Origin of the sequence: Roseivirga pacifica (assembly GCF_900111145.1) — a bacterium.
Classification (GTDB): Bacteria; Bacteroidota; Bacteroidia; order Cytophagales; family Cyclobacteriaceae; genus Roseivirga; species Roseivirga pacifica.
On record NZ_FOIR01000004.1, the window covers coordinates 39,176 to 65,283 of the forward strand.

The window sequence follows — 26,108 nt, forward strand, 5'->3', positions numbered from 1 at the left end:
TCTGTCTAGTAAATATTTCTTAAATATGGTGATGTTTTGCTTCTGGCAACATTGGGTGGTTTTTAGGCACCAAGTTGAACTTAGATAGTGCACTAAGTACCACAAACACAAATACAGAACCGAACATCATATACATTCCTACTTCAGTCAGGCCAAATTTACCCTCAGCACCAAGCGTACCTGGTGTCATCATTAGGTAGAAGTCTAACCAGTGACCAACCAATACAATTACACAAACAAGCTTTAAGAAAACGTTCAAACGTTTTGCATCTCTTGTCATCAATACCAAGAATGGCAAGAAGAAGTTAATTACAATGTTTGCGAAGAAGAATGGAGAGTAATGATCGCTAAGGAATCTCTCCACAAAGTATACCGACTCTTCTGGAATGTTTGCGTAGTAAATCAATAAGAATTGAGAGAACCACACGTATGTCCAGAAAATACTGAATGCGAATACAAATTTACCAAGGTCGTGCAAGTGGTTAGCAGTAACCTGCGGTAGGTAACCAGCTTCTTTCAACAATACAGTTACCAAGGTAATGAAAGCCAAACCAGACACGAACCAGCTAGCGAATACATACCAACCGAACATGGTAGAGAACCAGTGCGTATCGATTGACATGATCCAGTCCCAAGCAGAAACTGAAGAAGACACTGCGAAGATCACTAAGAATACCGCAGATACTTTTCTCATTTTAAACCAGTAGCTATCGCCACCAAGTTCATCTTCCGCCAAAGAAAGGCTTCTAAGTTTTCTGAAAAGCAAGTACCAAGCCCCAAAGAAAATCACCATTCTAAGAATGAAGAAAATTGGGAATGAACCTCCTTCTAAAGGCCAGAAGAAGTAAGCTTGCTTACCAGCAATAATAGAATCATAGTGAGGGTTCGGCTGACCATTCTCTAATAACTGTGGATATAAATCACTGTGTGTCCAGTGGAAAATATCGTGACCGAAAAGGAAGTAGGTAATTACCATAAGAATACCTGCTGGCAAAATCCAGTGAGACATTGCTAAAGGAATTCTTAAAATATATGCAGACCAACCTGCTTGCGCAGCATACTGAATAGCAAAGAAGAATAAGCCAATAATTGCTAAACCAGTAAAGTATACATTGTTGATCCAGAAATCAATTTTAAAACGCTTGAACCAGCCACCACCGTGACCAGCTTCTGCATCTCCCTCGCCAGAAGCTTCTGCCAAGGCGTTGCCGTGTCCTTCGTCATGCGAATCGGCTGCTGCGTGGTCATCAGTACCATGCGTATTTTCTACATGATCGCTTCCATGGTCTCCACCTTCTTCATGGTGTCCACCACTTGGCAACATTGCGCCAATCAATAACAGCACCGCACCCACCACAAAAGCGATGGTTAGCTTCTTCTTAAGACCTGCGGTAAAATCAAATATTTCTTTTGCCATGCCTAAAAATCTTTATCTGTTATTGTTGTTGTAAAGTTTGAACGTAACGGGCGATTTGCCATCTCTTTTCTTCGCTAAGCTGAGAACCATGTGCTCCCATTCTTCTAATTCCCCAAGTAATTACATGGAAAACGTGTCCTTGCGATAAGTTCTTTTGAGCTGGAGCAGTGTACGAAGGCACACCTAAGAATACTGGAGCCACAGCGCCATCAGCTTTACCTGCTGGGCCATGACAGTGGTCACAGTACAAATTATAAAGTCTTCCTCCCTCTGCAATTACTTCATCTGAAGCTGGTAGTGGGTTTTCAACTAAAGCTGCAGCTTCTATATCATCTTTTCCTAGTCTGTAAGGCAACATTCCATTATTGGTTCTTCTAACTGTACCTGCTACTGGTTGTCTTACATTTTGTGAATATGGATTGTTATCATTTGAGTTATAAAATTCTCCAAGTCCATCTTCACGGTTGCTCAACCAAGAACCAGCCTCTTTGTCTTTAATTTGAGTAAGTGGCTCGTAAGGTATAGAATGGTACATCTGCGGGGCGTATTCCAAACCTGGATTATCGCCTTTGGCAGCACAAGCACCTAATAATACGATGCTGAGAAGTGGTAGAAATTGTTTTAATCTATTGATCATAACTACTGTCAGCTTATTCTTCAACTTGTTTATTATTCACTTCTACAGCGCCTGAATCTTTCAGGGTAGAAGAAATCACATCTTCTGCCATTGCCCCGTTCTTACTAAGGTCAATTGCCATAATGTGCTTATCATCTGTAATTCGGATATCCAAAAGGTTAGGCTTTTTCCAAGGTTTCAAATCGCTCGAAACAAAGAAAGTACCTACCATACCGAAGGCCGCCAAAAGTACGGTAAGCTCGAAAGTTACCGGTACAAAATCAGGCAATGCCACGTGATTCTTACCACCAATAATCATTGGCCAGTCAACACCCAACATCCAAATCTGCATAACGAGCGCCAAAGTGGTACCCAAAGCACCGAACATGAAGGCCGCAATAGGAAGGCGAGATCTCTTATAGCCTAGCTCTTCGTCCAAACCGTGAACTGGGAATGGGCTATAAACCTCGTCAATCTTAATACCGGCACCTCTGATTTTGCCAACTGCCTTTAGCAATACGTCTTCGTCATCGTATACGCCAAGGATATAATTCTTAGAGTCACTCATTATTCAGCAGTTTTTTCAGATGAAGATTTGATAATACTTTTTACCTCGGCCATGTTGATCACAGGGAAGAACTTCGCGAAAAGGAAGAAACATGTAAAGAACAAACCGAATGTGAATAAATACACCCCTGCATCGTAAACAGTTGGGTAGAACATTGCCCAAGAAGATGGCAAGAAGTCTCTGTGAAGCGAGGTTACGATAATCACGAAACGCTCGAACCACATACCAATGTTTACAATAATTGAGATGATGAAAGTAGCGGCAATGTTGGTTCTAATTTTCTTGAACCAGAATAACTGTGGAGAGATTACGTTACATGTCATCATAGACCAGTAAGCCCACCAGTAAGGTCCTTGCATTCTGTTAAAGAAAGCATATTGTTCTGCAGGTACACCAGAATACCAAGCCACAAAGAACTCAGTGATGTAAGCAATACCTACAATAGAACCTGTTACAATAATTACAATGTTCATCAGTTCGATGTGTTCCATTGTTATGTAATCGTGTAGTTTAAATACCTCTCTTGTAACAATCATTAGCGTTAGTACCATTGCGAATCCTGAGAAGATTGCACCCGCCACAAAGTATGGAGGGAAAATGGTAGTGTGCCAACCTGGAATTACAGAGGTTGCAAAGTCAAAAGATACGATAGTGTGCACTGAAAGTACTAGTGGAGTTGCCAAACCAGCCAATACAAGCGAAACTGACTCGTAACGTGACCAAGTTTTAGCTGCACCATTCCAACCTAATGAAAGTGCTCCGTAAATCATTTTTCTAATACCTTTTGCTCTATCACGAATAGAAGCAAAGTCAGGAACAAGCCCGATGTACCAGAAAACAAGAGAAACAGAGAAGTATGTTGAAATTGCAAAAACGTCCCAAAGAAGCGGTGAGTTAAAGTTTACCCACAAAGAACCGAAAGTGTTTGGTAGCGGAAGTGCCCAATAAGCACCTAACCAAGGTCTACCCATGTGAAGGATTGGGAACTGAGCCGCACAAATTACAGCGAAGATAGTCATCGCTTCAGAGGCACGGTTAATCGCCATTCTCCACTTCTGACGGAATAATAGAAGTACGGCAGAGATCAACGTTCCTGCGTGACCAATACCTACCCACCATACAAAGTTGGTAATATCCCAGGCCCAACCTACGGTTTTGTTAAGTCCCCACATTCCGATACCATTCCACACAGTAGCAACTACTGCAATGGAACCGATAAGAAGGGTTATCACGGAAATACCGAAGGCCATTCCCCACAACTTGTTTGGCTTGCTTTCTACATGGCGGCAGATGTCTTCCGTAACATCATGAACCGTTTTGCCACCTGTAACTAAAGGCTTTCTTACTGTTGAAGTAACCTGCATATTCTTTCGGTTTATAAATTATGCTTCTTGTTTATCCTTGTTTCTAATCTTGGTCATGTACCACACGTTAGGGTTCACGTTTAGTTCTTCCAACACGTGGTAAGCTCTGTCTTCGTTAATTACTCTGTCAGTAGCTTTCACACCCGGCTCCTTCTCTTCTACTTTCAATAGTTTAGAGATCTTAGAGTTCGGATCGTTCAGGTCACCAAATACCATTGCATCAGTAGAACAAGCAGAAGCACAAGCCATCTCGATATCGCCATCCTTCACTTTTCTGCCTTCTTTCTTAGCCTGAAGTTTACCAGCTTGAATTCGCTGAACACACATTGAACATTTCTCCATTACACCTCTAGCACGAACTGTAACGTCTGGGTTCAATACCATTTTACCCAAGTCGTTGTTCATTGAAAGGTTCTTGTCGAACTGTGTATTATCGTGGTATTTAAACCAGTTGAATCGTCTTACTTTATAAGGACAGTTGTTAGCACAGTAACGTGTACCAATACATCTGTTGTAAGTCATTTGGTTTAGACCTTCTGTACTGTGTGTGGTTGCTGCAACCGGACATACAGTTTCACAAGGAGCATTGTTACAGTGCTGACACATCATTGGTTGGAAAGTAACCTCTGGGTTAGCAGATGCTTCTTCCAATTCCTTCTTATTACCAGCAGGGTTAGCAGCAGAATAGTATCTATCGATACGCAACCATGCCATTTCTCTGCGGTTAAGCACTTCTTCTTTACCAACAACAGGAATGTTGTTTTCGGCCTGACAAGCAACCACACAAGCAGAACAACCTGTACATGTATTCATGTCGATTGTAAGCGCCCAGTGGTGGTTATTGTACTCGTGACCACTCCAAAGTGTAATTTTTGAAGGCTTAATGTACTCACCTTCTTTATAGATTTTCGGGCTCCAACGACCTGCAGCAGTATCTTTCTTATACTCAGGTAGTGTTGCCTCTTGAATTACGTTTTCACGTTCCATATAAGTCTGGTGCGTTTGTGTTTGCGCCAACTTATATTTCTTACCAGTTTTTTCTACGCTTACACCAGCAAGTACATCCATGGTGTTAGCACCATTAAGCTTAGTAATGAAAGGGTAAGCATTTACACCCACGCCATTACCTACTTTACCGGCACTTGTTCTACCGTAACCAATTGCCAAACCAACGGTACCGTCAGCTTGTCCTGGCTGTATCAAAACAGGCACTTCTACTGAATTACCACCTACAGTTAAGGTCACTAATTCAGTTTCGCCATCTACCATTTCAATTCCTAGCTCATTTGCGTAAGCCATTGAAATAGTCAAGTAGTTATCCCAAGTTGCCTTAGAAATTGGGTCAGAAAGCTCTTGCAACCAAGGGTTGTTAGCCATTGTACCGTTACCCAAACCTACTTTTTCGTAAAGGGCTAGCTCTAAACCTTGACCTTGTACTTTGTAGTTCTGCGCAATGCTGTTGGCGGCTTGAGCAACCGGCTCAGCGCTGTAAGTAACGTCACGAGCTTCTACTGCAACCTCGAATACACCATCGAACAATGTTTTATCCCAGAAAGTCTGGAAGTCTGAGGTCACGCTCTGCTGAGCAAAGAAGGTCTCTTTCCAGTTATTCTGAAGGTAAGTGTAATATTCTACTGTTTGACCTGCCCACTTCAAGAAAGACTCAGGAGCCTGACGTGTTTTGAACAAAGGAGCAATTGTAGGCTGAACCATGCTGAATTTACCTGGCTTAACCTCTACATCGTTCCACTGCTCTAAATAGTGGTGGTCTGGTGCTACGTAAGTAACAGCGGCAGCAGTCTCATCCATTCTGTCCGAAGTAGAAACTGTTAGGCTAGCTTTAGCCAATCCTTTGGCAATAGCTGCGCCTTCTGCAGAATCGTATACTGGGTTACAGTTAAAGAAGATAACACCACCGATTCTACCTGCACTTAAATCTTTAGCAAAAGTATTCATTGCCATGTCATTACCTTGACGGTAAAGCATTGGCTGAGCAAGATCGATAGTAGTACCGTAGTTGCCCAACATTTGGTTAATACCGTTAACCAAAATCTGAACAGCCGAGTCGTTAGACCCTGATACTAGTAAAGACTTACCTCTATTTGCCCAAAGCTCTTTAATAGCTTTGTCTAGGTATTGCACATCGCTAGCCTTAAAGCTAGAGCTTACGCTCGCCTGACCAGCCAACTTAGCGATACCATTATATATAGCTGCTACTACACCACCTACCTGAGAAGGTTTAACTGGCGTTCTGTAGTCAGCATTTGCACCTGTAAGAGACAGGTTTGTTTCGAATTGAAAATGCCTAGACATTTCTCTGTGCTCCGCACTGATTCTTCTAGTCTCGGCATATTGCCTGTTGAATTCAACGTGAGAGAACCAAGTTCCCAAGAAATCAGCAGCAACACCCACAATTGTTTTCGCCTTACTAAAATCGTAAGAAGGAACAATTGCCTGACCAAACGAAGCTTCGTTAGCCTTAGTGATTCCGTACGCAGAAACCTGATCGTAGGCTACATGCTGCGTAGTTGGGTATTTCGCCTTAAATTCTTCGATTGCCTTTTTAGTAGTTGGGCTCAAAACTGTGTTACTCACAATTCTGATCTGTCCACCTGAAGCAGCAATTTTACCTAGCTGAGCAGTTACTTCTTTATCTAAAGTATTCCAATCAACTTCAGCACCGCCTTTTGTTGGCCCTACTAAACGCTCTTTATCGTATAGAGAAAGTACAGAAGCTTCTACGTGAGAAGATGTACAACCTTTAAATACTGATGAATATTTGTTACCCTCAACTTTAATTGGTCTACCTTCTCTTGTTTTTACCACAACACTTACGGCATCTCCACCATTTACATAGGTAGAAGCGTAGTAGTTAGGTACAGAAGGGTCAACATCAACTGGTTTGTTCAAGTAAGGGATAGCTTTTCTTACCGGAGCCTCACAAGCTGCTAAAGAAGCTGCTGCGATACCAAATCCCATTAACTTTAAGAAGTCTCTTCGGCCATTAGCTTCAGAGCTTTGCTCATTAATTGGAAGATACTCCGGAAACTCACCTTCATTCTTCTTAACGAATTCAGGATCGTTCTTTAGTTGTTCAATTCCCTTCCAGTAGGTCTTTTGATTTTCTTTCATCTTATATCAATCAGAAATCGAGAATTCTTTAATTAATAGTGACACTTAGCACATTCAAGTCCGCCAATATCGGTCACTTTCATAGGTGTAGCAGCGTTTGAGTTATGTAGCTCAACCAACTTGTCGTAGTAACCATTGCCCTTAGTATTAAGGCTAGTGTTTCTATGACAGTCGATACACCATCCCATAGTTAATGGAGCATGTTGTTTTACCACTTCCATTTCCTGAATCTCACCGTGGCAAGTTTGACAAGCAATACCACCCACATTTACGTGTTGAGAGTGATTAAAGTAAGCCAAGTCAGGAAGGTTGTGAATTCTTACCCACTCAATAGGCTCTCCGCTTTCTTGAGCAGCATAAAGTTTTTGAATTTCAGGAGAATCCGTCTTAATAGCGCTGTGGCAATTCATACAGATGTTTACTGAAGGAATGTTGGCATTCTTGCCAATCTCAACACCAGTATGGCAGTACTGACAGTCGATTTCGTACTGACCAGCGTGAATTTTGTGAGAGAAAGCAATTGGTTGCGTTGGCTGATAACCTTGCTGTACACCTACAGTATACAAACCATCGATTACGTTTTTGGCAGCCAATACAATTACCAAGAAGGTAATAATACCAATTACTGTTGGGCTTTTTACAAAGGCCATAAGGTCGAACTTCTCGTTCACCACCTCTTGGTCTTCCTCGTCCAAATCAGCTTTATCCTGAAGATATTTCTTCAGCACACCAATGATTAGGCCTAGCACTATAAGAATAAGCACTAGCACCACAATGAGCGCACCTATAATAATGTTCAAGTATTTAGAAGGGATACCGCCTTCGGCAGCAACCTGTGTTCCGTCACCAGCAGTATCGGTAGCAGCTGCGGCAGCAGGAGGATTCTCCTCTGTGTGGCGCACATAAGCCATGATTGACAAAACCTGATCGTCTGTCAAATCGTGAGACGGCATCTGCAAACCACCGAACTCTTCGTAAATAGCGTTTGCCTGAGCATCGCCCGAAGCAATTAAACGCTGAGAGTTCTGAACGAACTGATAAATCCAATCAATACTTCTTCTGTCGTAAACACCTTTAAGGGCTGGACCAACAAGTTTTTGATCTACCCTGTGACAAGTGTTACACGCCCATTCGCTAAAGAGTTTCTCCCCTTCTGCAATGATCGCCTCATCAGTAGGTACGGCATCTCTCTGGGCGTAGGCTTGCACCCCAGAAAAAACAAAACAGCATACAAACAAGCATGCTGCCGCGAAGCGTACTATAATCCTTTTTGCTAACATGTAATTCGTAGTTTTAATCACGGACGGACTTTTCCTTCAAATCTGTTGGCAAAGGTAGTATTGGAAGCCCGTTTTTCAAACAAAATATCTGCGACAAAAACGGGTGATAAGTTTCCACGAAAGCTCTTTTATACTCCTTTATATCAGGTAGTTACATCAAATAAATAGGATCAATTCTTATTTAGAACAAATATAAATAAAGCCCTTATAAGGGCTATTTGAAACCTTTTGAAATAAGCAAGTAGAATTTAAGTTAAATGAAAGCTAAAAAGCCGATACAAGGGAGATAGCGCAGATTTCTGGGATAAACGTCATATACAAATAGCTAACCAACTGAAAACCTGATATTAGCCCCTATTGAACATCTGACCAATGGAAAACCATTATTATCATTGAACAACCAGCACTAAACCACTCCTACTTACCTACGGAAGAGACTAAAAACACAAGAAGGACAGTCCTTATATAACTCCTCTCCCCTTCTCTTCTGCACTAGTAAAGAGAAAGAAGTACCCGCATACTTTCCCTCAGAATAGAAACGCTTTTAGCCTTTAGAACAGCTCTTCAAGACGAAAAACAAGAAGTAAGCTAAACCTAACGAAAGCCGCCCCAAAACAAAAAAAGCAACCCTTTTGAGGTTGCTTTTGATAAGTTGAGGCGCTGAGCGGATTCGAACCGCTGTACAAGGTTTTGCAGACCTCTGCCTAGCCACTCGGCCACAGCGCCATTTGCGAAGCGCAAAGGTATTAAATTACCCTTATAGCACAAACCTTTCTGTAGTAAAAAAGGCATTACTTTCAGTAATTCATTCAGTTTTAAACACATAAAAAAAGCGCCCAACCAGTGGGCGCTTTCAATTCTAAGCTTTATGTAGCTTTATCTTATTTTTCTTCCTCAGAAGACTCTTCTTTAGACTCCTCTTCAGAGGCTTCCTCAGCTTTAGGCTCAGCTTTTTTCTTAGCTGCAGCTGCTTTCTTCTCATTAGCTTTCTTGGTGTTATCTTCCATTTCAGCTTTAAGAGCAGAAAGTGCATCAAGATCTCCTAGTGTAGCAACTTCTTCTGCACCAGTGTTTCTCAATTTAGCTTTAGCTTTAGCAGAACCGCCTGTAGGCTTCTTCTTAGTCAACTTCTCTGCAGGAGCAGCATAAGTGTACACGTGAGAAAGAACGATTCGCTTATCTTCTTTAGAGAACTCAACAACTACAAAGTCCAAAGTCTCTCCTACTTCAGCGTAAGAACCGTCTTCTTTCTTCAAGTTTTTGTTCGTAGCGATACCTTCGATACCGTAAGGGAGCTCCAAAGTAGCGCCTTTGTCGTTCTTAGAAATCACAGAACATTTATGAGTGCTACCAGGTGTAAACACTGACTCGAAAGTATCCCAAGGGTTTTCTTCCAATTGTTTGTGACCTAGTGCCAATCTTCTGTTGTCGATATCCAACTCAAGTACTTGAACTTCTAGTTCATCACCTACCTTAACAAACTCAGATGGGTGCTTGATTTTCTTAGTCCAAGAAAGGTCAGAAACGTGTACCAAACCATCGATACCTTCTTCAAGCTCAATGAATAGACCGAAGTTGGTTAGGTTTCTTACAATACCAGTGTGGTTTGTACCTACTCCGTACTTAGTCAATACATCTTGCTTAGTCCAAGGATCTTCAGTCAATTGCTTGATACCAAGAGACATTTTTCTTTCTTCTCTGTCGATAGTCAATACAACAGCTTCTAGCTCATCGCCAACGCTAATGAAGTCTTGAGGGTTTCTCAAGTGCTGAGACCAAGACATTTCAGAAACGTGGATTAGACCTTCAACGCCAGGGAACAACTCAAGGAATGCACCGTAATCGGCAACATTAACAATTGTACCTTTAACTTTTGATCCAACCTCAACAGTTGCTTCCAATTTATCCCAAGGGTGCTCAGTAAGCTGCTTCATACCCAATGAGATACGCTTCTTGTCATCGTCAAAGTCAAGTACTACTACATTCACTTTCTCGTCAAGGCTCAATACCTCAGCTGGGTCGTTAATTCTACCCCATGAAATGTCTGTAATGTGAAGTAGACCATCTACACCACCAAGGTCGATGAATACACCGAAGTTGGTCATGTTCTTGATCACACCTTCTAGTACCTGTCCTTTTTCAAGGTTTTCAAGGATTTCAGCTTTTTGCTGCTCTAGATCTTTCTCGATCAATACTTTGTGAGATACTACTACGTTATCGTTAGCGTAGTTTATCTTCACAACTTTTACTTCCATTTTCTTACCTACAAAAACATCAAAGTCTCTGATAGGCTTCACATCGATTTGAGAACCTGGCAAGAATGATTCTACACCGTAAACGTCTACGATCAAACCACCTTTTGTTCTTCTCTTCACGTAACCTTCGATTACTTTGTCGTTCTCCAAGGCATCCTGAATCAATTCCCAAGCACGAACAATCTTTGCTTTTCTTCTAGAAAGCACCAATTGTCCTTGAGCGTTTTCTTGCTCTTCGATGTAAACTTCTACTTCATCACCTACTTTTAGGTCTGGAGTATCTCTGAATTCAGATGAACTCACCAAACCATCAGATTTGAAGCCAATGTTCAACACTACGTCTCTATCGCTGATAGAAACAACTTTACCGTGAACAACGCGCTTCTCTTCAATAGTAGTAAGCGTTTCTTCGTAAACAGAAGCTAATTCTTCTCTTTGCTTTTTGTTGTAGCCCTCACCAAAACCTTTTGTTTCAAACGCTTCCCAGTCAAACTCTTCTTGAGCAGGGGCGGCTTTTTTAGCAGGTTTCTCAGGAGCTTTTGCAGTTTCTGCTGCAGGGGTTGCCTCAGCTGCTGTGTTTTCTACTTCAGCTTCAGGCGCTTTTTTTTCTTCTGACATGATATTCAGTTGCTCTAGGTTTTACACCAGTCGGAGGCTGAGCAAGGCGCTCCGTTGGCCTTTTGTTTTACATTACTTTTCTGTGCGAAAAGCCCACTTCACCCGAAATGGAGTGCAAAGGTAAGGAATTATTTGAAAATAAAGTAGTTGATGGAGGAATTAGCGGGGAGACGGAAGACGGAAGACAGGAGTCCGAAGTCGGAAGTCGGAAGCTAGATAACGGAAGACAGGTGGCCGAGGACTAAAGCTAATTCGGAGAAGTTAAAACAAATAATTGGCATCCCTTTAGAAAATCAGGGTGAGCATAAGTAAAACCATAAACACTAAAGATTCCACCAGAAGTCGCGCTCTTCACCGGTTACTTCTTCGTCCCAAGTGGTGTGCGAGTTAATTACGTAAGCACAAACCACCAAGTCCTTCTCTTTTGGCAGGTCTACCAGCGTAGATTGAAAAGCACCTTTTACCACACGCTTACCAATTACTACCCGCTTTACATCTTCATCATTATCTTTTGCATACCACATAAACCCATACTCTACCTGAGTATCTGGTGGTAAGTTTTCTAATGTTCCTTTGAATGTAACAGTGGATTCACCAATAACAGGCTCCTGAGTGGAAACCCTTAACTCCATATCTTCAGGAGTAACATCTTCTATAGGTCCTTCGCAAGAAGACAGGCAACAAATGGCCAATAGCATAACAGCCAAAAAGCGTGTGTGAAGCTTCATGATGATTGGTTATTTGTTGTAAATATTAAATTATTTAATTCAAATAACAAATAACTACATACCAAACTAATTGAAGTACAGCCAGTTTAGTACAACCCAAGATGACTACTTAGACCGGCCTTCTACCAGCCAGATATTGCATAACCTTATAAATTGCCGGTATAAAAAGATATCTAAATACTTAAGAATTGGTCTCAGCGTGACGCTAAGACTAGCGGGGGAAAACTAATAGTGAACTTCTAAGACTTCGGCTTTGGAATTAAATAATATATATATTTTGATTGAATTATCTCTATTGTCATCAATGTTCAGCTGAACGAGGTTCTTATCCTGAAAATTAAGACTTCTACCAATTCGCAATAAAAAAAAGTCTCTCTCAAGGATGCTATCTAGTTGTTGAGGATCGCTAGAGTCTACACCAGCAACATTCAATTTTGACAACATCTTAGTTGAAACTTGTTTTTTGGAGTTACTCAAAAAATAATCCAAAAACCCTTTCTCCATCTGGTATTCATCAGACTCTTCATTTCCGTCAAAATATAGGTTTAATGAGCTTTTATTAAACCTTGGTAAACTAAATTCTGAAATGCGTAAATCGGCATAAATTGAAACTCCTTTAAATAGCCCGTTTTCATAAAATTCAGGAGACAAGTTTGATGGTGGTAACAAGAATATTTTGGAATCATCTCTTTCAAGCGGAATCACAAATTCTTTGATTTTACTTCCATAAATATTTTCACAAAAGTAGGTATAGGCTAATTGCTCAAAATTTTGACTATACCCTTTAACCACGCCAATGAAGCAATAAAAAAACACTATTGAATATCTCATAACATCATTTTAAAATAGCTCTTAAAGATTTGGTGTAATCCAAAAAAACTTCTGCCTGCTGTCAGACAGACTAAGACTAAAATAGTACTTTACTGCACCCTAATTCACCCCCAAATACTTCAGCCAATCTTTAGAAGTAAAACCACTAAAGTTGCGCACGAACATTACATAGGTTGGTCTAAAAGGCTTTTGTGCTAAAGGCATTTTTGCTTCTTCTGGGGTTTTATCTCCTTTTATTGAGTTACATTTTTTGCAGGCTGTGGCCAGGTTCGTCCAAGTGCTTTGGCCTCCACGCGATTTCGGTAAAACATGGTCTAAGGTTAGATCTTTACCATTACCACAATACAGGCACTGGTTTGAGTCACGCTTAAACACGTTTTGCCTTGACAGCAACACACTTTTATAAGGAATGCTAATGTATTGCTGCAGGCGAATTACAGAGGGCATGGGATAGGCGGTATTGATACTGCGGATCTTGTTTTCGGGATCGTCATGTACAAGCTCTGCTTTTTGGAGATAGAGCAGTAAGAAGGCGCGTTCTGCAGAGCAAACTGAGATAGGGCTGTAATCCTGATTCAGTACGAGAACGCGTTTCATTATTCCTTCAAATATCTTTTTAACTTAAAATAAGTGTGTGTATACACTTTTTGTTCATCATTAAAGATACCCTTTGTATCCAATCTGTCAATACGCACATAGCCCGAGGCATGAATTATTTCACCGGGTGCCACAACCATTCCCACATGGTTCATTTTACCTTCCGCATTGGTGAAGAATGCCAAGTCACCAGCTTTGGCCTCATCAAAAGACACTTCTTTACCTTCCAAAATCTGCTGAGAAGAATCGCGTGGCAAATCGAAGCCTGCCACCTTGTAAACTAGCTGTGTTAGCCCAGAACAATCAATGCCTAGCGGAGACTTGCCGCCCCACAGATACGGACTAAACTGTAACTTTTTGGCAAACTCCACCAAAGCTTCAGCATCTAGTTTTTGAAAAAGGCTTTTTGATTCACCATTAAAGGCCAGGCTTTCCTCATCGCGAAAAAGCGGATTGTTAAGCAATGGCAGCACCGCACCAAAAGTGATGTTCAATCTTTTTTTCTGAAAGAACACAGGAGAAAAAAGGTCGGTGCAAATTCGGTACTCCGTATTGCTTATTTGGTCAAAGTATTCGCGCGATATGTCGTAGTGCTGCTTCTTGTCAATCCAGCCCAAGTAGTTATCAGCCGCATTCTGAATACGAACCCATTTCTTGTTATCGGATATTTCGAGCACACGATAATGCTCACCAAAGAGTAATTGGGTAATCATCTCGGCAGCATCGGCAGGTTCAGACCTAACCGGAATTAGCGGTAGCCGAATAACTCCATACCCAATTGTTTCTATCAAAACCTGATCCTTTCTAAGTCTCGTTTTACATCCTTTTCTTTGATGCTATCGCGCTTGTCGTGCAGTTTTTTACCGCGCGCCAGCACAATGGCCAGTTTGGCAAAGCCCCTATCGTTAATAAAGAGCTTAGTAGGTATTATAGAAAGTCCTTTTTCCTTCGACTTATCTTCCAAACGCGAAAGCTCTCTTTTATTCAACAACAACTTTCTTTCCCTATCAATTTCGTGGTTATAGTGGGTGCCCTGCACGTATGGCGAAATGTGCATTTGCTTCACAAAAAGTTCACCATTTTTAAAGTAGCAGTAAGCATCCTGCAAGTTCACCTTCCCTTCACGAATCGACTTTATTTCAGTACCCATCAACTGCATGCCCGCCACGTAGTCATCAATAAACTCAAACTCGTAGCTCGCCTTTCTATTTTTAATACTGATATTCTTAGAAAATCTTTCCTTCTGCTTTGCCATCTATCTGCCTAAACTACTGAATATTCGATTTAATTTTTCCTTCTTCAGAATTTTTTGCCCTGTTTTTCCCTCAGCAATAATTCTATCCCCCACTTTAACCAAAATATCGCAAATCAGTTCATTTCGGTCAAAGCTGTTTACTGTTGCACTAATTTCGAGTTGATCGCCCACCAAGGCCGGGCTTCTATGCTCTATTTGTAGCATGGTGCCTATCCCCTCCTCATCGGCTTCGGTCATCTCTAGCACAAAAAGCCTGCTAGCCCATTCCATTTCTTTGGCTAGAAAAAAGGTGCTGCAAACTGGGTGCACCATTCCTGCATCGAAGGTTGCCGTATGCGTCTGCTCTACAGTGCATTTATGCACTTTTACATCGCCTGGGTTGAATACTTTTTTCACTTAATACCAATTTTCATTCTCGGCAATGCGCTCACTTCTTGCCCCACAAACTCATTCGCCAGAAACTTGTAGTGCGCGGCCATGGCAATCATTCCAGCATTATCAGTACAATATTCAAAAGCGGGAATAAAAGTTTGCCAGCCTTCCTTCGCAGCCATTTCGGTCAGGGCATTGCGCAAACCAGAATTGGCCGAAACACCACCCGCCAAAGCAACCTCCTTGACTTTGTGTTTGCGTGCAGCCTTTCTGAATTTCTGCAGCAACATATTAATTAACGCATGCTGAATACTGGCCGTAATATCGTTTAAGTTCTTCTCTACAAAATCTGGATCCTTCTTCACCTCATCTCTCAAAAAGTAGAGAATGGCCGTTTTTATTCCGCTAAAGCTATAATCGAAGCCTGGCATTTCTGTTTCAGGGAAATTAAATCGGGTAGGGTTACCATCCTTGGCCAGTTTATCAATTTTTGGCCCACCCGGGTAGCCTAGCCCCAATATTTTAGCGGACTTATCGAAAGCCTCTCCCACCGCATCGTCCCTTGTTTCGCCAATCACCTGCATTTTCAAATGATCTTCCACCAAAACAATTTGTGTATGGCCTCCACTTACGGTTAGGCACAGAAAAGGAAAGCTAGGTTTAGGATCTTCAATAAAGTGCGCCATAATGTGCGCCTCCATGTGGTTTACCTCAATCAGTGGAATACCCAATGCTAATGCCATAGATTTGGCAAAAGAGGCACCAACCAACAGAGCACCAAGCAAACCTGGGCCACGGGTAAAGGCTATAGCCGAAAGGTCTTCTTTTTTTATCCCGGCATTCTTCATAGCCAAGTCTACCACCGGCACAATATTTTGCTGATGCGCACGACTAGCCAATTCGGGTACCACACCGCCATAAATTTCGTGCACCGATTGCGTAGCTATATAATTATTAAGTACTTTGCCGTTAGCTATAATAGCTGCGGAAGTCTCATCACAAGAAGATTCAATGGCTAATATTACGATATCCGAGGTGGGCATATACGGTGAAGATTAAAAAGTCGCAAGTTATTAAAAAACGGATTGTCAAATCAATACTCTGGTTGGTATTGACTCCCTTTATTCTTTTAGGCCTAGCGGTAGGCCTTATTCACTTACCCCCTATCCAAAACTATATTACGGATAAAGCCACCAATTATTTAACTGAGGGCACCGGCTACAATACCGAAATAGACTACATCAATATTCGTTGGTTCAATTCCATTACCGTTGAAGGCGCACGCATTTTCGACCAGAACGACATTACCATGATTGGTATTGAGGAAGTGGCCGTAACCTTCGATTTACGCACTATCCTTGGTAAAAAGGACATTAAAACCAAAGAAGCATGGGTAAGAAATGCTGATGTTAACCTGCGTAACAACGGAGATAATGGCCTAAACATTGACGATTGGGCAAGAAAAATCACTTCGCTTACTGCTTCGGGTGATACTACGGCCAATACCGCTGCATTTGTAATAGATAAGATAACTCTGCTCGAATCGAGCTTTAGTATTGCAGACACTCGGAAGGACTCTGTAAAAACGGGGTTTAACTACAACCAATTCCAACTGCTTGACATTAATGCTGACCTACTAAACCTCAAAAGTGTTCAGGACACTTTCGAGATTGATGTAGTTTCTCTTTCTACCCGCGATAGTGTTACGGGCCTGCAAATAGATAAAATGGAGACCTTTTTCAGAAACAGCAGTAAGGGGCTCACCTTTATGGATCTGGATTTGCAAATGGGCAAGACTCGCATTAGAGACCATATAGAGTTTCGGCACGACAAGCCATCCTACATGGGCAGCTTTGTAGATAGCGTTGATGTAAAGGCCGATTTTAATGAAACAGTGATTCACACAGATGAACTGAGCTACTTTGTCCCAGAATTCAAAAAGTACAATCAGGCGGTTGGCATCAATGGACTTTTCGAAGGGAAAGTGAACGGCTTTATGTCAGACAAATTCGAGATATCGCTTGGCAAAAACACTAAACTACGGGGGGCAATGGACATTGAAGGCCTACCAAATGTTGATGCCACCTTCTTCGACCTAAACTTTGAAAACTCGGAGCTCAAAGCCACCGACATCCAAAACCTGATAGGCACCCGAAGCTTCCAGATCTCAGATAAGTTTGGACAAGTTTACTTCAATGGCCAATTCGATGGCCTTGTAAATGACTTTGTAGCAGATGGTGACTTTCGCACGTCTATAGGCAACATTAGCTCCAACGTGCAGATTAGAGAAACGGAAGACATTCCGGAATACAGAGGAGAACTCTCCATGCAAAACTTTGATCTCGGTTTCTTTATTGAAGAACCAATGTTTCAGAAAGTGGACCTAAACGGAAGCATTAGTGGAGAGGGTGTAACATTGGAAGAAACCCGATTCAATCTAGTCGCCAATATTCCAAAAATCGGAATCAATGGTTATCAATACATCAATATCGATACGGATGGAGCATTTGCACAATCCTTCTTCTCTGGGGAAATAAGCGTTTCAGACCCCAATTTTGACCTTTTTGCTAACGGATCGATTGACCTGCGCGATACTAGCAAGATGATCAACATTACTGGAACCTTGGCAAAAGCAAACTTGGACAGCATAAAACTAGCCAAGCGCCCAATGCAGCTTTCAACCGATTTTAATGTAGACATTGAAGGGCTTAAAATTGAAAACCTGATTGGTGAAGCCTTTCTATCCAATACCCTTTTTAAATACGAAGGAAGAGATCTAACCATGGACTCACTTCGGTTTATCTCGCAAAAGACAGACGACAATCGTTTTGTAGAACTAAAATCAGACCCGATTGACTTAACCTTGGACGGCAAGTTTCAGTATGGTTCGCTCATAAAAGAGTGGCAAAACATAGGGCAGCAATACGAGCTACTGCTCTCGAGCCAGCTAGATGCATCTAATCTATTTAGTAAAGGCGAGGGCCGGCCAACCGAGCAATTCGACCTAAGCTACCAACTAGACTTAAAGAACATTAGCCCAATCATCCACCTTTTCGATTCCACCATTTTTGTGGCCGAAAACAGTAGCATAAACGGGAAGTTTAGCCGATCCAACACCGAGGATTTCACTATCAATGCTCAATCAGAGGAAATAAAAGTTAAAAACGTGAGGCTTTTAGGCAATGAAATAGATATTGACGCCAAGGCCATGAGAAATAATGAGAAGGTATTTATGCTCGGCTACCTATTCTCTGAGAAACAATATTATGGCGATAAAACAGAAACTGAGAACCTAACAGTTGAGGCGGTTTGGGATGGCACCCATATTGACTTTAGACAAAACATTAACCAAGAAAGCAGTGGCAACTATGCCGAAATTGGAGCCGACATCGACTTTTTTACAGGCAGAACCGAACTTCGGTTTGAGGATTCCAACATAATGGCGCTGCAAGAAGAGTGGCGGGTATTGGAAGACAACATGATTGTTTTTGGCAAGGATGGAATTGAGATAGAAAACTTCAAGCTATTCAACCTTGATCAGTCTTTGAGTCTCGAAGGGCAAATAGCAGTTGTAAAAGATAGCAGCAAGGCACTTAACATCAACTTTAAAGATGTGGAAGTTGCCAACATCAACCCGCTTACCACCAAAGAGTATTCTGGAACGCTAAACGGAAACCTTACGGCTCAAAACATCCTCTTCAACCCTGTTTTTTATGGTGACCTCACCATGACTGAACTTAGGGTTAACAACTTTTTAGTAGGCGATTTGGCCGGGAAACTTAACTGGAACGACCAAGAAAACAAGTTCGGAGTAAACTTTGAAATAGACCGACTAGACAGAAAAATAATCAGCCTAGATGGAGATTTTTACCCGCTGGAGCAAGAGCAACTCGACCTTAACCTGAGGCTAGACGAAGCAAACCTACGCATTGCCGAACCTTATGTTGACGAGTACTTTTCTGAGCTAGGTGGTTTTATAAATGGGCAGTATAAAATTACTGGCCGCATAGACGAACCCCTTATTGAAGGTGAAGGACAGATTAATGAGGGAAAAATCAAGATCAACTACCTCAACACCAAGTACGATTTTATGGGAGGTGTAAAGTTCACCCAAGACAGGATTGAGCTAAACAATCTAGACTTTACTGACATCAATAATCAGAAAGCGTACTTCAGTGGAGTAATAAGCCACAACAGGTATAAGGACATCCGCATGGACCTTAGAGGTAACTTGCAACAGTTTAGAGTATTGAACACAGATGAAACTACTGGGGAAGATTACTACGGCACCGGAGTTGCCACAGGAAGTGTAGAACTAGTGGGCGAGGCTTCGAGCCTAAACATAAACGCCAACATTCGTACTGAGGCGGGTAGTAGAATTCATATTCCAATTAAAGATTCGGACACAGCAGCCGAAAATCCAGAATACATCACCTTTATTAATAGAACAGATACGGCCGAAGTGGTAAACCAAACGGAGTATGTAGGTGAGATCGTAGAAAAAATCAAAATTGAAGGTCTAAAACTCGATCTGGATATTGAAGTAACGCCAGATGCTTATGCAGAGATCATTATCGACCCTAGAACTGGCGATATTATTAGAGGGCGCGGCAATGGCCAATTGAGACTTCAAATTGATCAGCAAGGTAACTTCCAAATGACGGGCGACCTAGCCATTCAAGATGGTGCCTACAACTTCTCTCTTTACAACATCATTACTAAAGAGTTCATCATAGAACAACCATCAAACATCACCTGGTTTGGCGACCCTTATACGGCTGTTATGAGCATAAGAGGCTCATATACTGACAATGTTTCGATTACTCCAATACTGCAAACTTCTAACAACAGCCAAGTAGAAGATGGTGGCTCTGGTAGCTCAAACTCTGGCCGAAGATTCCCCGTGAAAGTGCTGCTAAACCTAGAGGGGCCTCTGCTCTCCCCTCAAATCAGTTTCGACATTGACTTTAGCGAGATCAATACACAGGACACGGAATCTTTAACCGCCATTACGGCCTTCGAAAACCGACTACAAAGTGATGAGCAAGAGCTTAACCGACAGGTATTGAGTTTGATTATTTTAGGAAGGTTTATGGATCAAGGCTCCATCAACCTTGTTGGCGGCACCACCTCGCAGAGTGTGAGCCAGCTGCTTTCCAACCAACTGAGCCAGTTTGTTGCTCAACTCGATGAAAACCTTGAAGTCGACTTCGACCTGAGTGGCCTTTCGGAAGAAACCCTCAACACCATGAGGCTAAGACTTTCTTACACCTTCCTGAACGGTAGGCTACGGATTACCCGAGAAGGAGCCTTAACCAACCTAGTTAATGTAGAAAGCGCCATAGGTGACTGGACTGCTGAGTATTTACTTACGGAAGATGGAAAGTACCGTGTAAAAATATATACGCGTAACAGCTATAACTTTGCCTCAACCGCAATATCTACCGATTCAGACTTTACCACTGGCGCCAGTGTTACTCAAACCACCAGCTTCAATACACTTAAGGAGCTATTTAGTGGAATTGAGAAGCGAAAAAAGCAGGAAAACGAAGAGGAACCGGAAAAGAACTTAAATAATCAAAAACCAAATTTGCGTTAGAAGGTTAATAGTCAGAATTAGCCTTTTATGCAGCAGATTAATATTTTTTGGTTCAGAAGAGACCTTCGCCTTCACGACAATACAGGTTTGTATTACGCTTTAAAAAGTGACAAACCCGTACTTCCCATCTTTATTTTCGATACGCAAATCCTAGATCAGCTAGAGTCAAAAGCAGATGCCCGCGTAAACTTTATCCATAATCAGATTAAGCAGCTAAAAGCACAACTGGAAGAGCACGGATCCAGCATAAAAATATACAATACCACTCCTCTTGAGGCTTTCAAGTCACTCACAGAAACTTATGACATTTCCGAAGTTTACACCAACAGAGACTACGAACCACAAGCCATTGCCCGAGACCAAGAGGTTGAGGTTCTTCTAAAGAACAACGGCATTGGTTTTTACACCTTTAAGGATCAAGTAATCTTTGAAAAGGAAGAAATAACTACAGCCACAGGCAGTCCTTACAAAGTATTTACTCCCTATAGCCGCAGTTGGCGCGAGAAGTATAAAGCAGGCGATTATTCTCCACTACCAGACCTGACTAACCATAAGAACTGGCATAAATCAAAACCACTCGACCTCCCTAGCTTGGATGATTTAGGCTTTGAAGAAAGTACCATCAGTATCCCTAATAGCTCCATTAATAAAGACCAGCTTAAGCAATACGATGAAAAAAGGGACTATCCAGCCATTAATGGCACTTCTCGTTTAGGCATACACCTTCGGTTTGGTACGGTGGGCATTCGCGAAGTAGTACAAAAAGCAACGAATATTAATGACACATGGCTAAACGAACTGATATGGAGAGAATTCTACATGCAGGTTTTGGCTAACTTCCCCCATGTTGTTAATCAGGCTTTTAAAAAGGAATACGATGCTATTCCATGGTTAAACAATGAGGCCGATTTTCAGAAGTGGTGCGATGGCAAAACGGGGTACCCAATTGTAGATGCAGGCATGCGCGAACTTAACAACAATGGTTATATGCACAACAGGGTAAGAATGGTGGTTGCGAGTTTTCTAACCAAACACCTTCTTATAGATTGGCGCTGGGGCGAAGCCTACTTTGCACAAAAATTACTCGACTTTGAGCTAGCTTCGAACAACGGAGGCTGGCAATGGGCCGCTGGCACAGGCACCGATGCCCAGCCCTATTTCAGAGTTTTCAACCCGCAATCACAAACAGAAAAATTCGATCCTGAATTGAAATACATAAAGAAATGGGTGAAAGAGTATGGTTCTAAAGACTACCCATCGCCCATGGTAGAACATAAATTTGCCCGACAGCGCGCAATTGACACTTATAAGAAAGCTTTAGGCAAGTAGATTCACTATCTTTCGGCATGCGCAAAACCTGTTTGCTTTGCCTTATTTTCGGTCTTTCACTATCGTGGATTCACGCTCAAGACACTACCCGACACCAGCTATCTACAAAACAGCTAGGACTATACGGTGGCTTGGCTTATGGCGCTACACTTACGGGCCTTTCGGTTGCATGGTATTCTGACAATGGGTTTACCAATTTTCGCTTTTTTAATGATAATGCCGAGTGGAATCAGGTTGATAAATTTGGCCACGCCTTTGGCACCTATCAGTTTGCAAGAATAGGATACGACCTTTTAAAAAAGACCGAGCTAAGCGACAAAAAAGCACTTTATTGGGCTACAGGAATAAGCTTTGGCATGTTGTTGCCCATAGAAATCCTTGACGGTTTTTCAGAAGATTACGGGTTTTCTTACGGTGACATAATCGCCAACCTCGTTGGGTCAGGATTGTTTCTGGGAGAACAACTGCTCTGGAACGAACAAAGAATCAAGTTCAAGTTTAGCTTCCACCAAACAAGCTACGCCCCCATGCGACCAAACCTACTTGGCGATGGGATGCATGAGGAATTTTTAAAGGACTACAACGGACAGACCTATTGGCTATCTTTCGACATCCACTCCTTTTTTAAAGAAAGTCGCTTTCCAAAATGGCTGAATATTGCAGCAGGCTACGGTGCTCAAGGCATGGTTTACGCCCACGAAAACGAGAACAACTTAGCAGGTTTCGAAAGCTATAGACAATACTACTTAGGCATCGACTTCGACCTGAGCTATATCCCAACCAAAAACAGATTTTTGAAAACGGTTCTTTTTCTTGCCGACATGATTAAGCTCCCTGCCCCTGCTATTGAGATCAACAAAAACGGCATTCAAGGGCACTTATTTTACTATTAAAGTATAATTTTTTCTTCAATTTTATTCATCATAACTTTCGAGCCAAACGGACTCAAAATGGCTCATTTTAGAAGATCAAAGTTAGCGAAAGCGGCACTTCTAAGTTTTCTCACACTAGGTATAGTGCAATCTTGTATCGATACGGAACCTGCTCCAAGAAGCGGTAGCCTTGACGATGTACAGGCGGCCTCACTAGTAGATGGAGCTAATGAAGACCTTAATGGAATAGCGCTTGAAGCCATGGCCGAAATTAGCCAAAACCAAGGCGGCATAGCTGCTGGCACCCAAGCCAATGGCTACCCATTTACCTACACCGGTAAAGCCACCTGCTCTACCAACACCATTGATTTCGATAACCAAATTATCACTATTGACTTTGGAGAAGGCTGCACCAATAATGATGGCAAGTTTAGAGAAGGACAAATAGAGATTCACTTTACGGATTACAGAAATGTAGAAGGAGCAGTGATCACCACTTCTTCTGACAATTTTAAAGTAGAAAACATTGGCATTACCGGTACCAGAACGCTTACAAACACAGGAAATGAAGCCGAAAACGAATGGTCATACGCCATAAGACTAGAAGATGGTGTAATCACTTTTCAAGATGGCTCTACCCGAACCTTTGAAGGAGACAAAAGCCGCACTTGGAAGTTTGACGAGCAAACCGAAGAGCTCACCATAACTGAGACAGGAAAAATTTACGGCACAAATAGACTTCGCCTTACCTACAATGAAGAAATAACTACTCCGCTGCTTTATAAAAGTAGCTGTGCGGAAGAAGCCGCAATTCCGGTATCGGGTGCTAGAAAAATCACCATAGCCAACCAAACCTTTGGTATTGATTACGGATCGGGAGATTGCGATAAAGAAGTTTTGATAACCTGGCCAAATGGCGAGGAACAGACATTTGTCATAAGTGACTAAGTTTAGGTAAAAGTTTTATGACAATTGAAGGAGCCTTAGGGCTCCTTTTTTTATTTCTTTAGCCGAAATATTTCTAATAATTTGGAGGGAAATCACACTACACATGACTTTTAAAGCAAGTATAATTCTTCTTTCCCTCTCGCTAGCCATTACGCTACACGCGCAAAACCTACCTGAAACAGTAAATCAAGAAGATTTCTCCATTGGAAAAACCATTACCATAAATTCAAAAGTTCTAAACGAACACCGAGAACTGAACATTTACTTACCTCCTAGTTATCATTTAGACAGCACAAAGTTCTACCCCGTAATTTATTTACTAGACGGGTCGAAAGATGAGGACTTCATCCATATAACAGGCATTGTACAGTTTGGCTCATTCCCGTGGATCAATATGGTGCCAGAGTCAATCGTAGTGGGCATTGGCAATGTGGATAGAAAGCGCGACTTCACCTATCCATCAAACAATGAACTTGATCAAAGTGAATTTCCAACCTCAGGAGGTTCGGCCAAATTCACCTCATTTATTGCCAACGAGCTAAGGCCTTTTATAAACTCCAATTACAGGGCTAACAAAAACAATACGCTTATCGGTCAATCTTTAGGAGGGCTTTTGGCCACAGAAATTCTGTTTAAGGAACCTAACCTTTTTAGCAACTACATTATTGTAAGCCCGAGCCTTTGGTGGGACGATGAAAAACTACTTTCATTCACCCCAACCAACTACCAAAGTAAAAAGACAATTTACATAGCAGTAGGCAAAGAAGGCGAAGTAATGGAGCGTACGGCCAATGAATTATTCTTAAAACTGAAAAAGGATCAGAAACCTTGGACGAAACTCTTCTTTCAATTTCTTGAAGACAAAACCCATGGCGATGCCCTACACCAAGCAGTTTACAATGCCTTTGAACTAATGCAAGGGAAGGATAAGTAATCAAGACTTGAAATCGAAAATATTCTTTCGGGTTAGGCGTTTATTCTACAATCATTCACACGCTATGAAAACCGCCAACACCACAGCACTTGCATGCTTATGTTTACTTGTAATGGCATGCACCAAGGAGGCAGATCCTCCTCCCACTACTTTAACTGAAGAAGCCAGTATAAGAGAAATTGCTCAAATAGAAGTTGTACTGCACGAACTTGAGGGGCTTTACTTCAACCACACTTATCAATTGTATTTGAAAGATGAAAGCGGCAGAATAGACAGCCACAGGCCTGAATACAACCATTTTGCAGAAATAGGAGATTGCGCCAACCTCGATTTAAACACAGATCAGAACACATTGAGTTTAGACTTTGGCGAGGGCTGTGAAGACAATTTTGGCCAAACCAGAAGCGGTAAAATATCCATTGACTACACCTATGCCGATGACCGAACAGGAAACAAGGCCACAATTTCCTTAAAAGACTACGGCTTTCAGAAACTGTTAGTTGATGGAGAAATTCAGCTTGAACGAATGGCCGACAGCCCTGGCGCAGACCTTAAAAACTACGCGCTGAGCTTTACAGACATGGTGATTACCCAAGGCACTACAAACCAAACCGCCTTTTCTGGAAACCGAACATTGGTTTTAACGGATTTTGAAAATGCCACTCCAAGAACAGCTACGCTAAATGTTATTCAATCAATATCGGGTACGCTTTCAGATGGCAGCAGCTTTTCTAAAAACACGAGCAATGGACTCATCTTTCTTTCGCAATGTTGGTCGGCTGGAACTTACTTCCCAAATCAAGGCAGCGAATCGTTCCGCATCAACAATCAATCTTACAGTATAGATATTAATTCGGGGTGTAGCTACATCTTTAATGTTACTACAGACAGCGAAGAGCGTTTCGAAGTTAACCTAAGCAACTCCTTTAGTAACTAAACCGATTATGTGGTGTATCTTTGCGGTGATATAGGCCGTCTTATCGTCCCGTCCCGATAGCTATCGGGATCGGGAAGGAAAGTCCGGGCACCATAGGGAAGCATAGCGGCTAGCGGCCGTCACCCTGTAGCATGTGCTACAGGGGAGGACAAGTGCAACAGAAAGAATGTACAGGTAATGCTGTAGTGAAATCAGGTAAACTCTATGCGGTGAAATGCCACGTATATCTGCGCTTAAGGGTTCCCGCCCAATGCAGAAGGGTAGGCAGATTGACCCCGATAGTAATGTCGGGGCTAGATAAATGATAAGAACCCGTTTAAACGGGCACAGAACCCGGCTTATAGGCCTATATCTTTTTCTTTTTATGAATCTCAGCAATCAGGAAACCGGTTTATTGCTAATTCATTCTCTAAACACTCAGCTAGTTTCATTTTTAGCACTATTTTCGCTAGTAAG

The 26,108-nt window shown here is 41.9% G+C and carries 21 protein-coding genes, 1 tRNA gene and 1 other RNA gene; 8 read left to right on the forward strand and 15 right to left on the reverse strand.

Going from position 1 to position 26,108, the window contains the following annotated elements; translation table 11 throughout:
• Positions 1 to 19: 19 nt before the first annotated feature.
• The 8 genes from BMW98_RS17275 to rpsA form a co-directional block, all read right to left on the reverse strand.
• A complete protein-coding gene (locus BMW98_RS17275) occupies positions 20 to 1,417 on the reverse strand; it encodes a quinol:cytochrome C oxidoreductase (RefSeq protein ID WP_090260242.1) in 1,398 nt (465 codons plus the stop codon).
• A gap of 19 nt (positions 1,418 to 1,436) precedes the next feature.
• Positions 1,437 to 2,054 carry a c-type cytochrome gene (locus BMW98_RS17280; protein WP_090260243.1) on the reverse strand — a complete coding sequence of 206 codons (618 nt, stop codon included), beginning with the start codon at positions 2,052 to 2,054 and terminating at the stop codon, positions 1,437 to 1,439.
• Positions 2,055 to 2,067: 13 nt separating this feature from the next.
• Positions 2,068 to 2,601, reverse strand: coding sequence for a DUF3341 domain-containing protein (locus BMW98_RS17285; protein WP_090260244.1), 534 nt, complete (start codon positions 2,599 to 2,601; stop codon positions 2,068 to 2,070).
• The gene (gene nrfD / locus BMW98_RS17290; RefSeq protein ID WP_090260245.1) at positions 2,601 to 3,965 is read right to left on the reverse strand and encodes an NrfD/PsrC family molybdoenzyme membrane anchor subunit; all 1,365 of its coding nucleotides are present in this window, start codon (positions 3,963 to 3,965) and stop codon (positions 2,601 to 2,603) included. Before nrfD ends, BMW98_RS17285 begins: the two co-directional genes overlap by 1 nt.
• 18 nt (positions 3,966 to 3,983) lie before the next feature.
• Positions 3,984 to 7,097: a TAT-variant-translocated molybdopterin oxidoreductase gene (locus BMW98_RS17295; protein WP_090260246.1), complete on the reverse strand. Its 3,114-nt coding sequence runs from the start codon at positions 7,095 to 7,097 to the stop codon at positions 3,984 to 3,986.
• A 32-nt stretch (positions 7,098 to 7,129) separates the two neighbouring features.
• Positions 7,130 to 8,377, reverse strand: a complete 1,248-nt coding sequence (locus BMW98_RS17300) for a c-type cytochrome (RefSeq protein WP_090260247.1) — start codon at positions 8,375 to 8,377, stop codon at positions 7,130 to 7,132.
• A 655-nt stretch (positions 8,378 to 9,032) separates the two neighbouring features.
• Positions 9,033 to 9,103: transfer RNA gene (locus BMW98_RS17305), tRNA-Cys, on the reverse strand.
• 155 nt (positions 9,104 to 9,258) lie between these two features.
• Positions 9,259 to 11,250: a 30S ribosomal protein S1 gene (gene rpsA / locus BMW98_RS17310; RefSeq protein ID WP_090260248.1), complete on the reverse strand. Its 1,992-nt coding sequence runs from the start codon at positions 11,248 to 11,250 to the stop codon at positions 9,259 to 9,261.
• Positions 11,251 to 11,357: 107 nt separating this feature from the next.
• Here rpsA and BMW98_RS20520 point away from each other — a divergent pair, with 107 nt between their 5' ends.
• Complete coding sequence (locus tag BMW98_RS20520; protein ID WP_162844609.1) at positions 11,358 to 11,495, forward strand: hypothetical protein; 138 nt, start codon at positions 11,358 to 11,360, stop codon at positions 11,493 to 11,495.
• Between the two features lie 78 nt (positions 11,496 to 11,573).
• On the opposite strand, the gene BMW98_RS17315 is transcribed toward BMW98_RS20520, so the two are convergent.
• From BMW98_RS17315 to tsaD, 7 genes are all read right to left on the reverse strand, one after another.
• The gene (locus tag BMW98_RS17315; RefSeq protein ID WP_090260249.1) at positions 11,574 to 11,978 is read right to left on the reverse strand and encodes a hypothetical protein; all 405 of its coding nucleotides are present in this window, start codon (positions 11,976 to 11,978) and stop codon (positions 11,574 to 11,576) included.
• A 225-nt stretch (positions 11,979 to 12,203) separates the two neighbouring features.
• The gene (locus BMW98_RS17320) at positions 12,204 to 12,809 is read right to left on the reverse strand and encodes a hypothetical protein (RefSeq protein ID WP_090260250.1); all 606 of its coding nucleotides are present in this window, start codon (positions 12,807 to 12,809) and stop codon (positions 12,204 to 12,206) included.
• Positions 12,810 to 12,908: 99 nt separating this feature from the next.
• A complete protein-coding gene (locus BMW98_RS17325; protein ID WP_090260251.1) occupies positions 12,909 to 13,409 on the reverse strand; it encodes an HNH endonuclease in 501 nt (166 codons plus the stop codon).
• On the reverse strand, positions 13,406 to 14,197 hold the full coding sequence (locus BMW98_RS17330) for a C40 family peptidase (protein WP_245733639.1): 792 nt from the start codon (positions 14,195 to 14,197) through the stop codon (positions 13,406 to 13,408). Before BMW98_RS17330 ends, BMW98_RS17325 begins: the two co-directional genes overlap by 4 nt.
• Positions 14,194 to 14,661: an SsrA-binding protein SmpB gene (gene smpB, locus BMW98_RS17335; protein WP_090260252.1), complete on the reverse strand. Its 468-nt coding sequence runs from the start codon at positions 14,659 to 14,661 to the stop codon at positions 14,194 to 14,196. The genes BMW98_RS17330 and smpB overlap by 4 nt, the downstream gene beginning before the upstream one ends.
• Positions 14,662 to 15,057 (reverse strand): thioesterase family protein, encoded by a 396-nt coding sequence (locus tag BMW98_RS17340; RefSeq protein ID WP_090260253.1) that lies wholly within the window; start codon positions 15,055 to 15,057, stop codon positions 14,662 to 14,664.
• A complete protein-coding gene (gene tsaD / locus BMW98_RS17345) occupies positions 15,054 to 16,076 on the reverse strand; it encodes a tRNA (adenosine(37)-N6)-threonylcarbamoyltransferase complex transferase subunit TsaD (protein ID WP_090260254.1) in 1,023 nt (340 codons plus the stop codon). The genes BMW98_RS17340 and tsaD overlap by 4 nt, the downstream gene beginning before the upstream one ends.
• A 68-nt stretch (positions 16,077 to 16,144) precedes the next feature.
• Between tsaD and BMW98_RS17350 the strand changes: the two genes are divergently transcribed.
• The 7 genes from BMW98_RS17350 to rnpB all read left to right on the forward strand — a co-directional run bounded on the left by BMW98_RS17350 (position 16,145) and on the right by rnpB (position 26,009).
• On the forward strand, positions 16,145 to 20,632 hold the full coding sequence (locus BMW98_RS17350; RefSeq protein ID WP_090260255.1) for a translocation/assembly module TamB domain-containing protein: 4,488 nt from the start codon (positions 16,145 to 16,147) through the stop codon (positions 20,630 to 20,632).
• A 27-nt stretch (positions 20,633 to 20,659) separates the two neighbouring features.
• The gene (locus BMW98_RS17355) at positions 20,660 to 21,961 is read left to right on the forward strand and encodes a cryptochrome/photolyase family protein (protein WP_090260256.1); all 1,302 of its coding nucleotides are present in this window, start codon (positions 20,660 to 20,662) and stop codon (positions 21,959 to 21,961) included.
• A gap of 17 nt (positions 21,962 to 21,978) precedes the next feature.
• Positions 21,979 to 22,854, forward strand: coding sequence for a DUF2279 domain-containing protein (locus BMW98_RS17360; protein WP_090260257.1), 876 nt, complete (start codon positions 21,979 to 21,981; stop codon positions 22,852 to 22,854).
• A gap of 57 nt (positions 22,855 to 22,911) precedes the next feature.
• Entirely contained in the window at positions 22,912 to 23,781 is an 870-nt protein-coding gene (locus BMW98_RS17365; RefSeq protein WP_090260259.1) for a hypothetical protein, read from the forward strand.
• A 103-nt stretch (positions 23,782 to 23,884) separates the two neighbouring features.
• Complete coding sequence (locus BMW98_RS17370; RefSeq protein WP_090260261.1) at positions 23,885 to 24,715, forward strand: alpha/beta hydrolase; 831 nt, start codon at positions 23,885 to 23,887, stop codon at positions 24,713 to 24,715.
• A 64-nt stretch (positions 24,716 to 24,779) separates the two neighbouring features.
• The gene (locus BMW98_RS17375) at positions 24,780 to 25,652 is read left to right on the forward strand and encodes a hypothetical protein (RefSeq protein WP_090260263.1); all 873 of its coding nucleotides are present in this window, start codon (positions 24,780 to 24,782) and stop codon (positions 25,650 to 25,652) included.
• A 27-nt stretch (positions 25,653 to 25,679) separates the two neighbouring features.
• An RNA gene (rnpB, locus tag BMW98_RS17380) (RNase P RNA component class A) lies at positions 25,680 to 26,009 on the forward strand.
• Positions 26,010 to 26,108: the final 99 nt, after the last annotated feature.

Coding starts and splice junctions, on each gene's coding strand:
- BMW98_RS17375 (WP_090260263.1), top strand. CDS start 24,780: ATGAAAACCGCCAACACCACAGCACTTGCATGCTTATGTTTACTTGTA.
- BMW98_RS17295 (WP_090260246.1), bottom strand. CDS start 7,097: ATGAAAGAAAATCAAAAGACCTACTGGAAGGGAATTGAACAACTAAAG.
- BMW98_RS17355 (WP_090260256.1), top strand. CDS start 20,660: ATGCAGCAGATTAATATTTTTTGGTTCAGAAGAGACCTTCGCCTTCAC.
- BMW98_RS17365 (WP_090260259.1), top strand. CDS start 22,912: ATGGCTCATTTTAGAAGATCAAAGTTAGCGAAAGCGGCACTTCTAAGT.
- BMW98_RS17370 (WP_090260261.1), top strand. CDS start 23,885: ATGACTTTTAAAGCAAGTATAATTCTTCTTTCCCTCTCGCTAGCCATT.
- BMW98_RS20520 (WP_162844609.1), top strand. CDS start 11,358: ATGGAGTGCAAAGGTAAGGAATTATTTGAAAATAAAGTAGTTGATGGA.
- rpsA (WP_090260248.1), bottom strand. CDS start 11,250: ATGTCAGAAGAAAAAAAAGCGCCTGAAGCTGAAGTAGAAAACACAGCA.
- smpB (WP_090260252.1), bottom strand. CDS start 14,661: ATGGCAAAGCAGAAGGAAAGATTTTCTAAGAATATCAGTATTAAAAAT.
- BMW98_RS17275 (WP_090260242.1), bottom strand. CDS start 1,417: ATGGCAAAAGAAATATTTGATTTTACCGCAGGTCTTAAGAAGAAGCTA.
- BMW98_RS17285 (WP_090260244.1), bottom strand. CDS start 2,601: ATGAGTGACTCTAAGAATTATATCCTTGGCGTATACGATGACGAAGAC.
- BMW98_RS17320 (WP_090260250.1), bottom strand. CDS start 12,809: ATGAGATATTCAATAGTGTTTTTTTATTGCTTCATTGGCGTGGTTAAA.
- BMW98_RS17280 (WP_090260243.1), bottom strand. CDS start 2,054: ATGATCAATAGATTAAAACAATTTCTACCACTTCTCAGCATCGTATTA.
- BMW98_RS17315 (WP_090260249.1), bottom strand. CDS start 11,978: ATGAAGCTTCACACACGCTTTTTGGCTGTTATGCTATTGGCCATTTGT.
- tsaD (WP_090260254.1), bottom strand. CDS start 16,076: ATGCCCACCTCGGATATCGTAATATTAGCCATTGAATCTTCTTGTGAT.
- BMW98_RS17360 (WP_090260257.1), top strand. CDS start 21,979: ATGCGCAAAACCTGTTTGCTTTGCCTTATTTTCGGTCTTTCACTATCG.
- nrfD (WP_090260245.1), bottom strand. CDS start 3,965: ATGCAGGTTACTTCAACAGTAAGAAAGCCTTTAGTTACAGGTGGCAAA.
- BMW98_RS17300 (WP_090260247.1), bottom strand. CDS start 8,377: ATGTTAGCAAAAAGGATTATAGTACGCTTCGCGGCAGCATGCTTGTTT.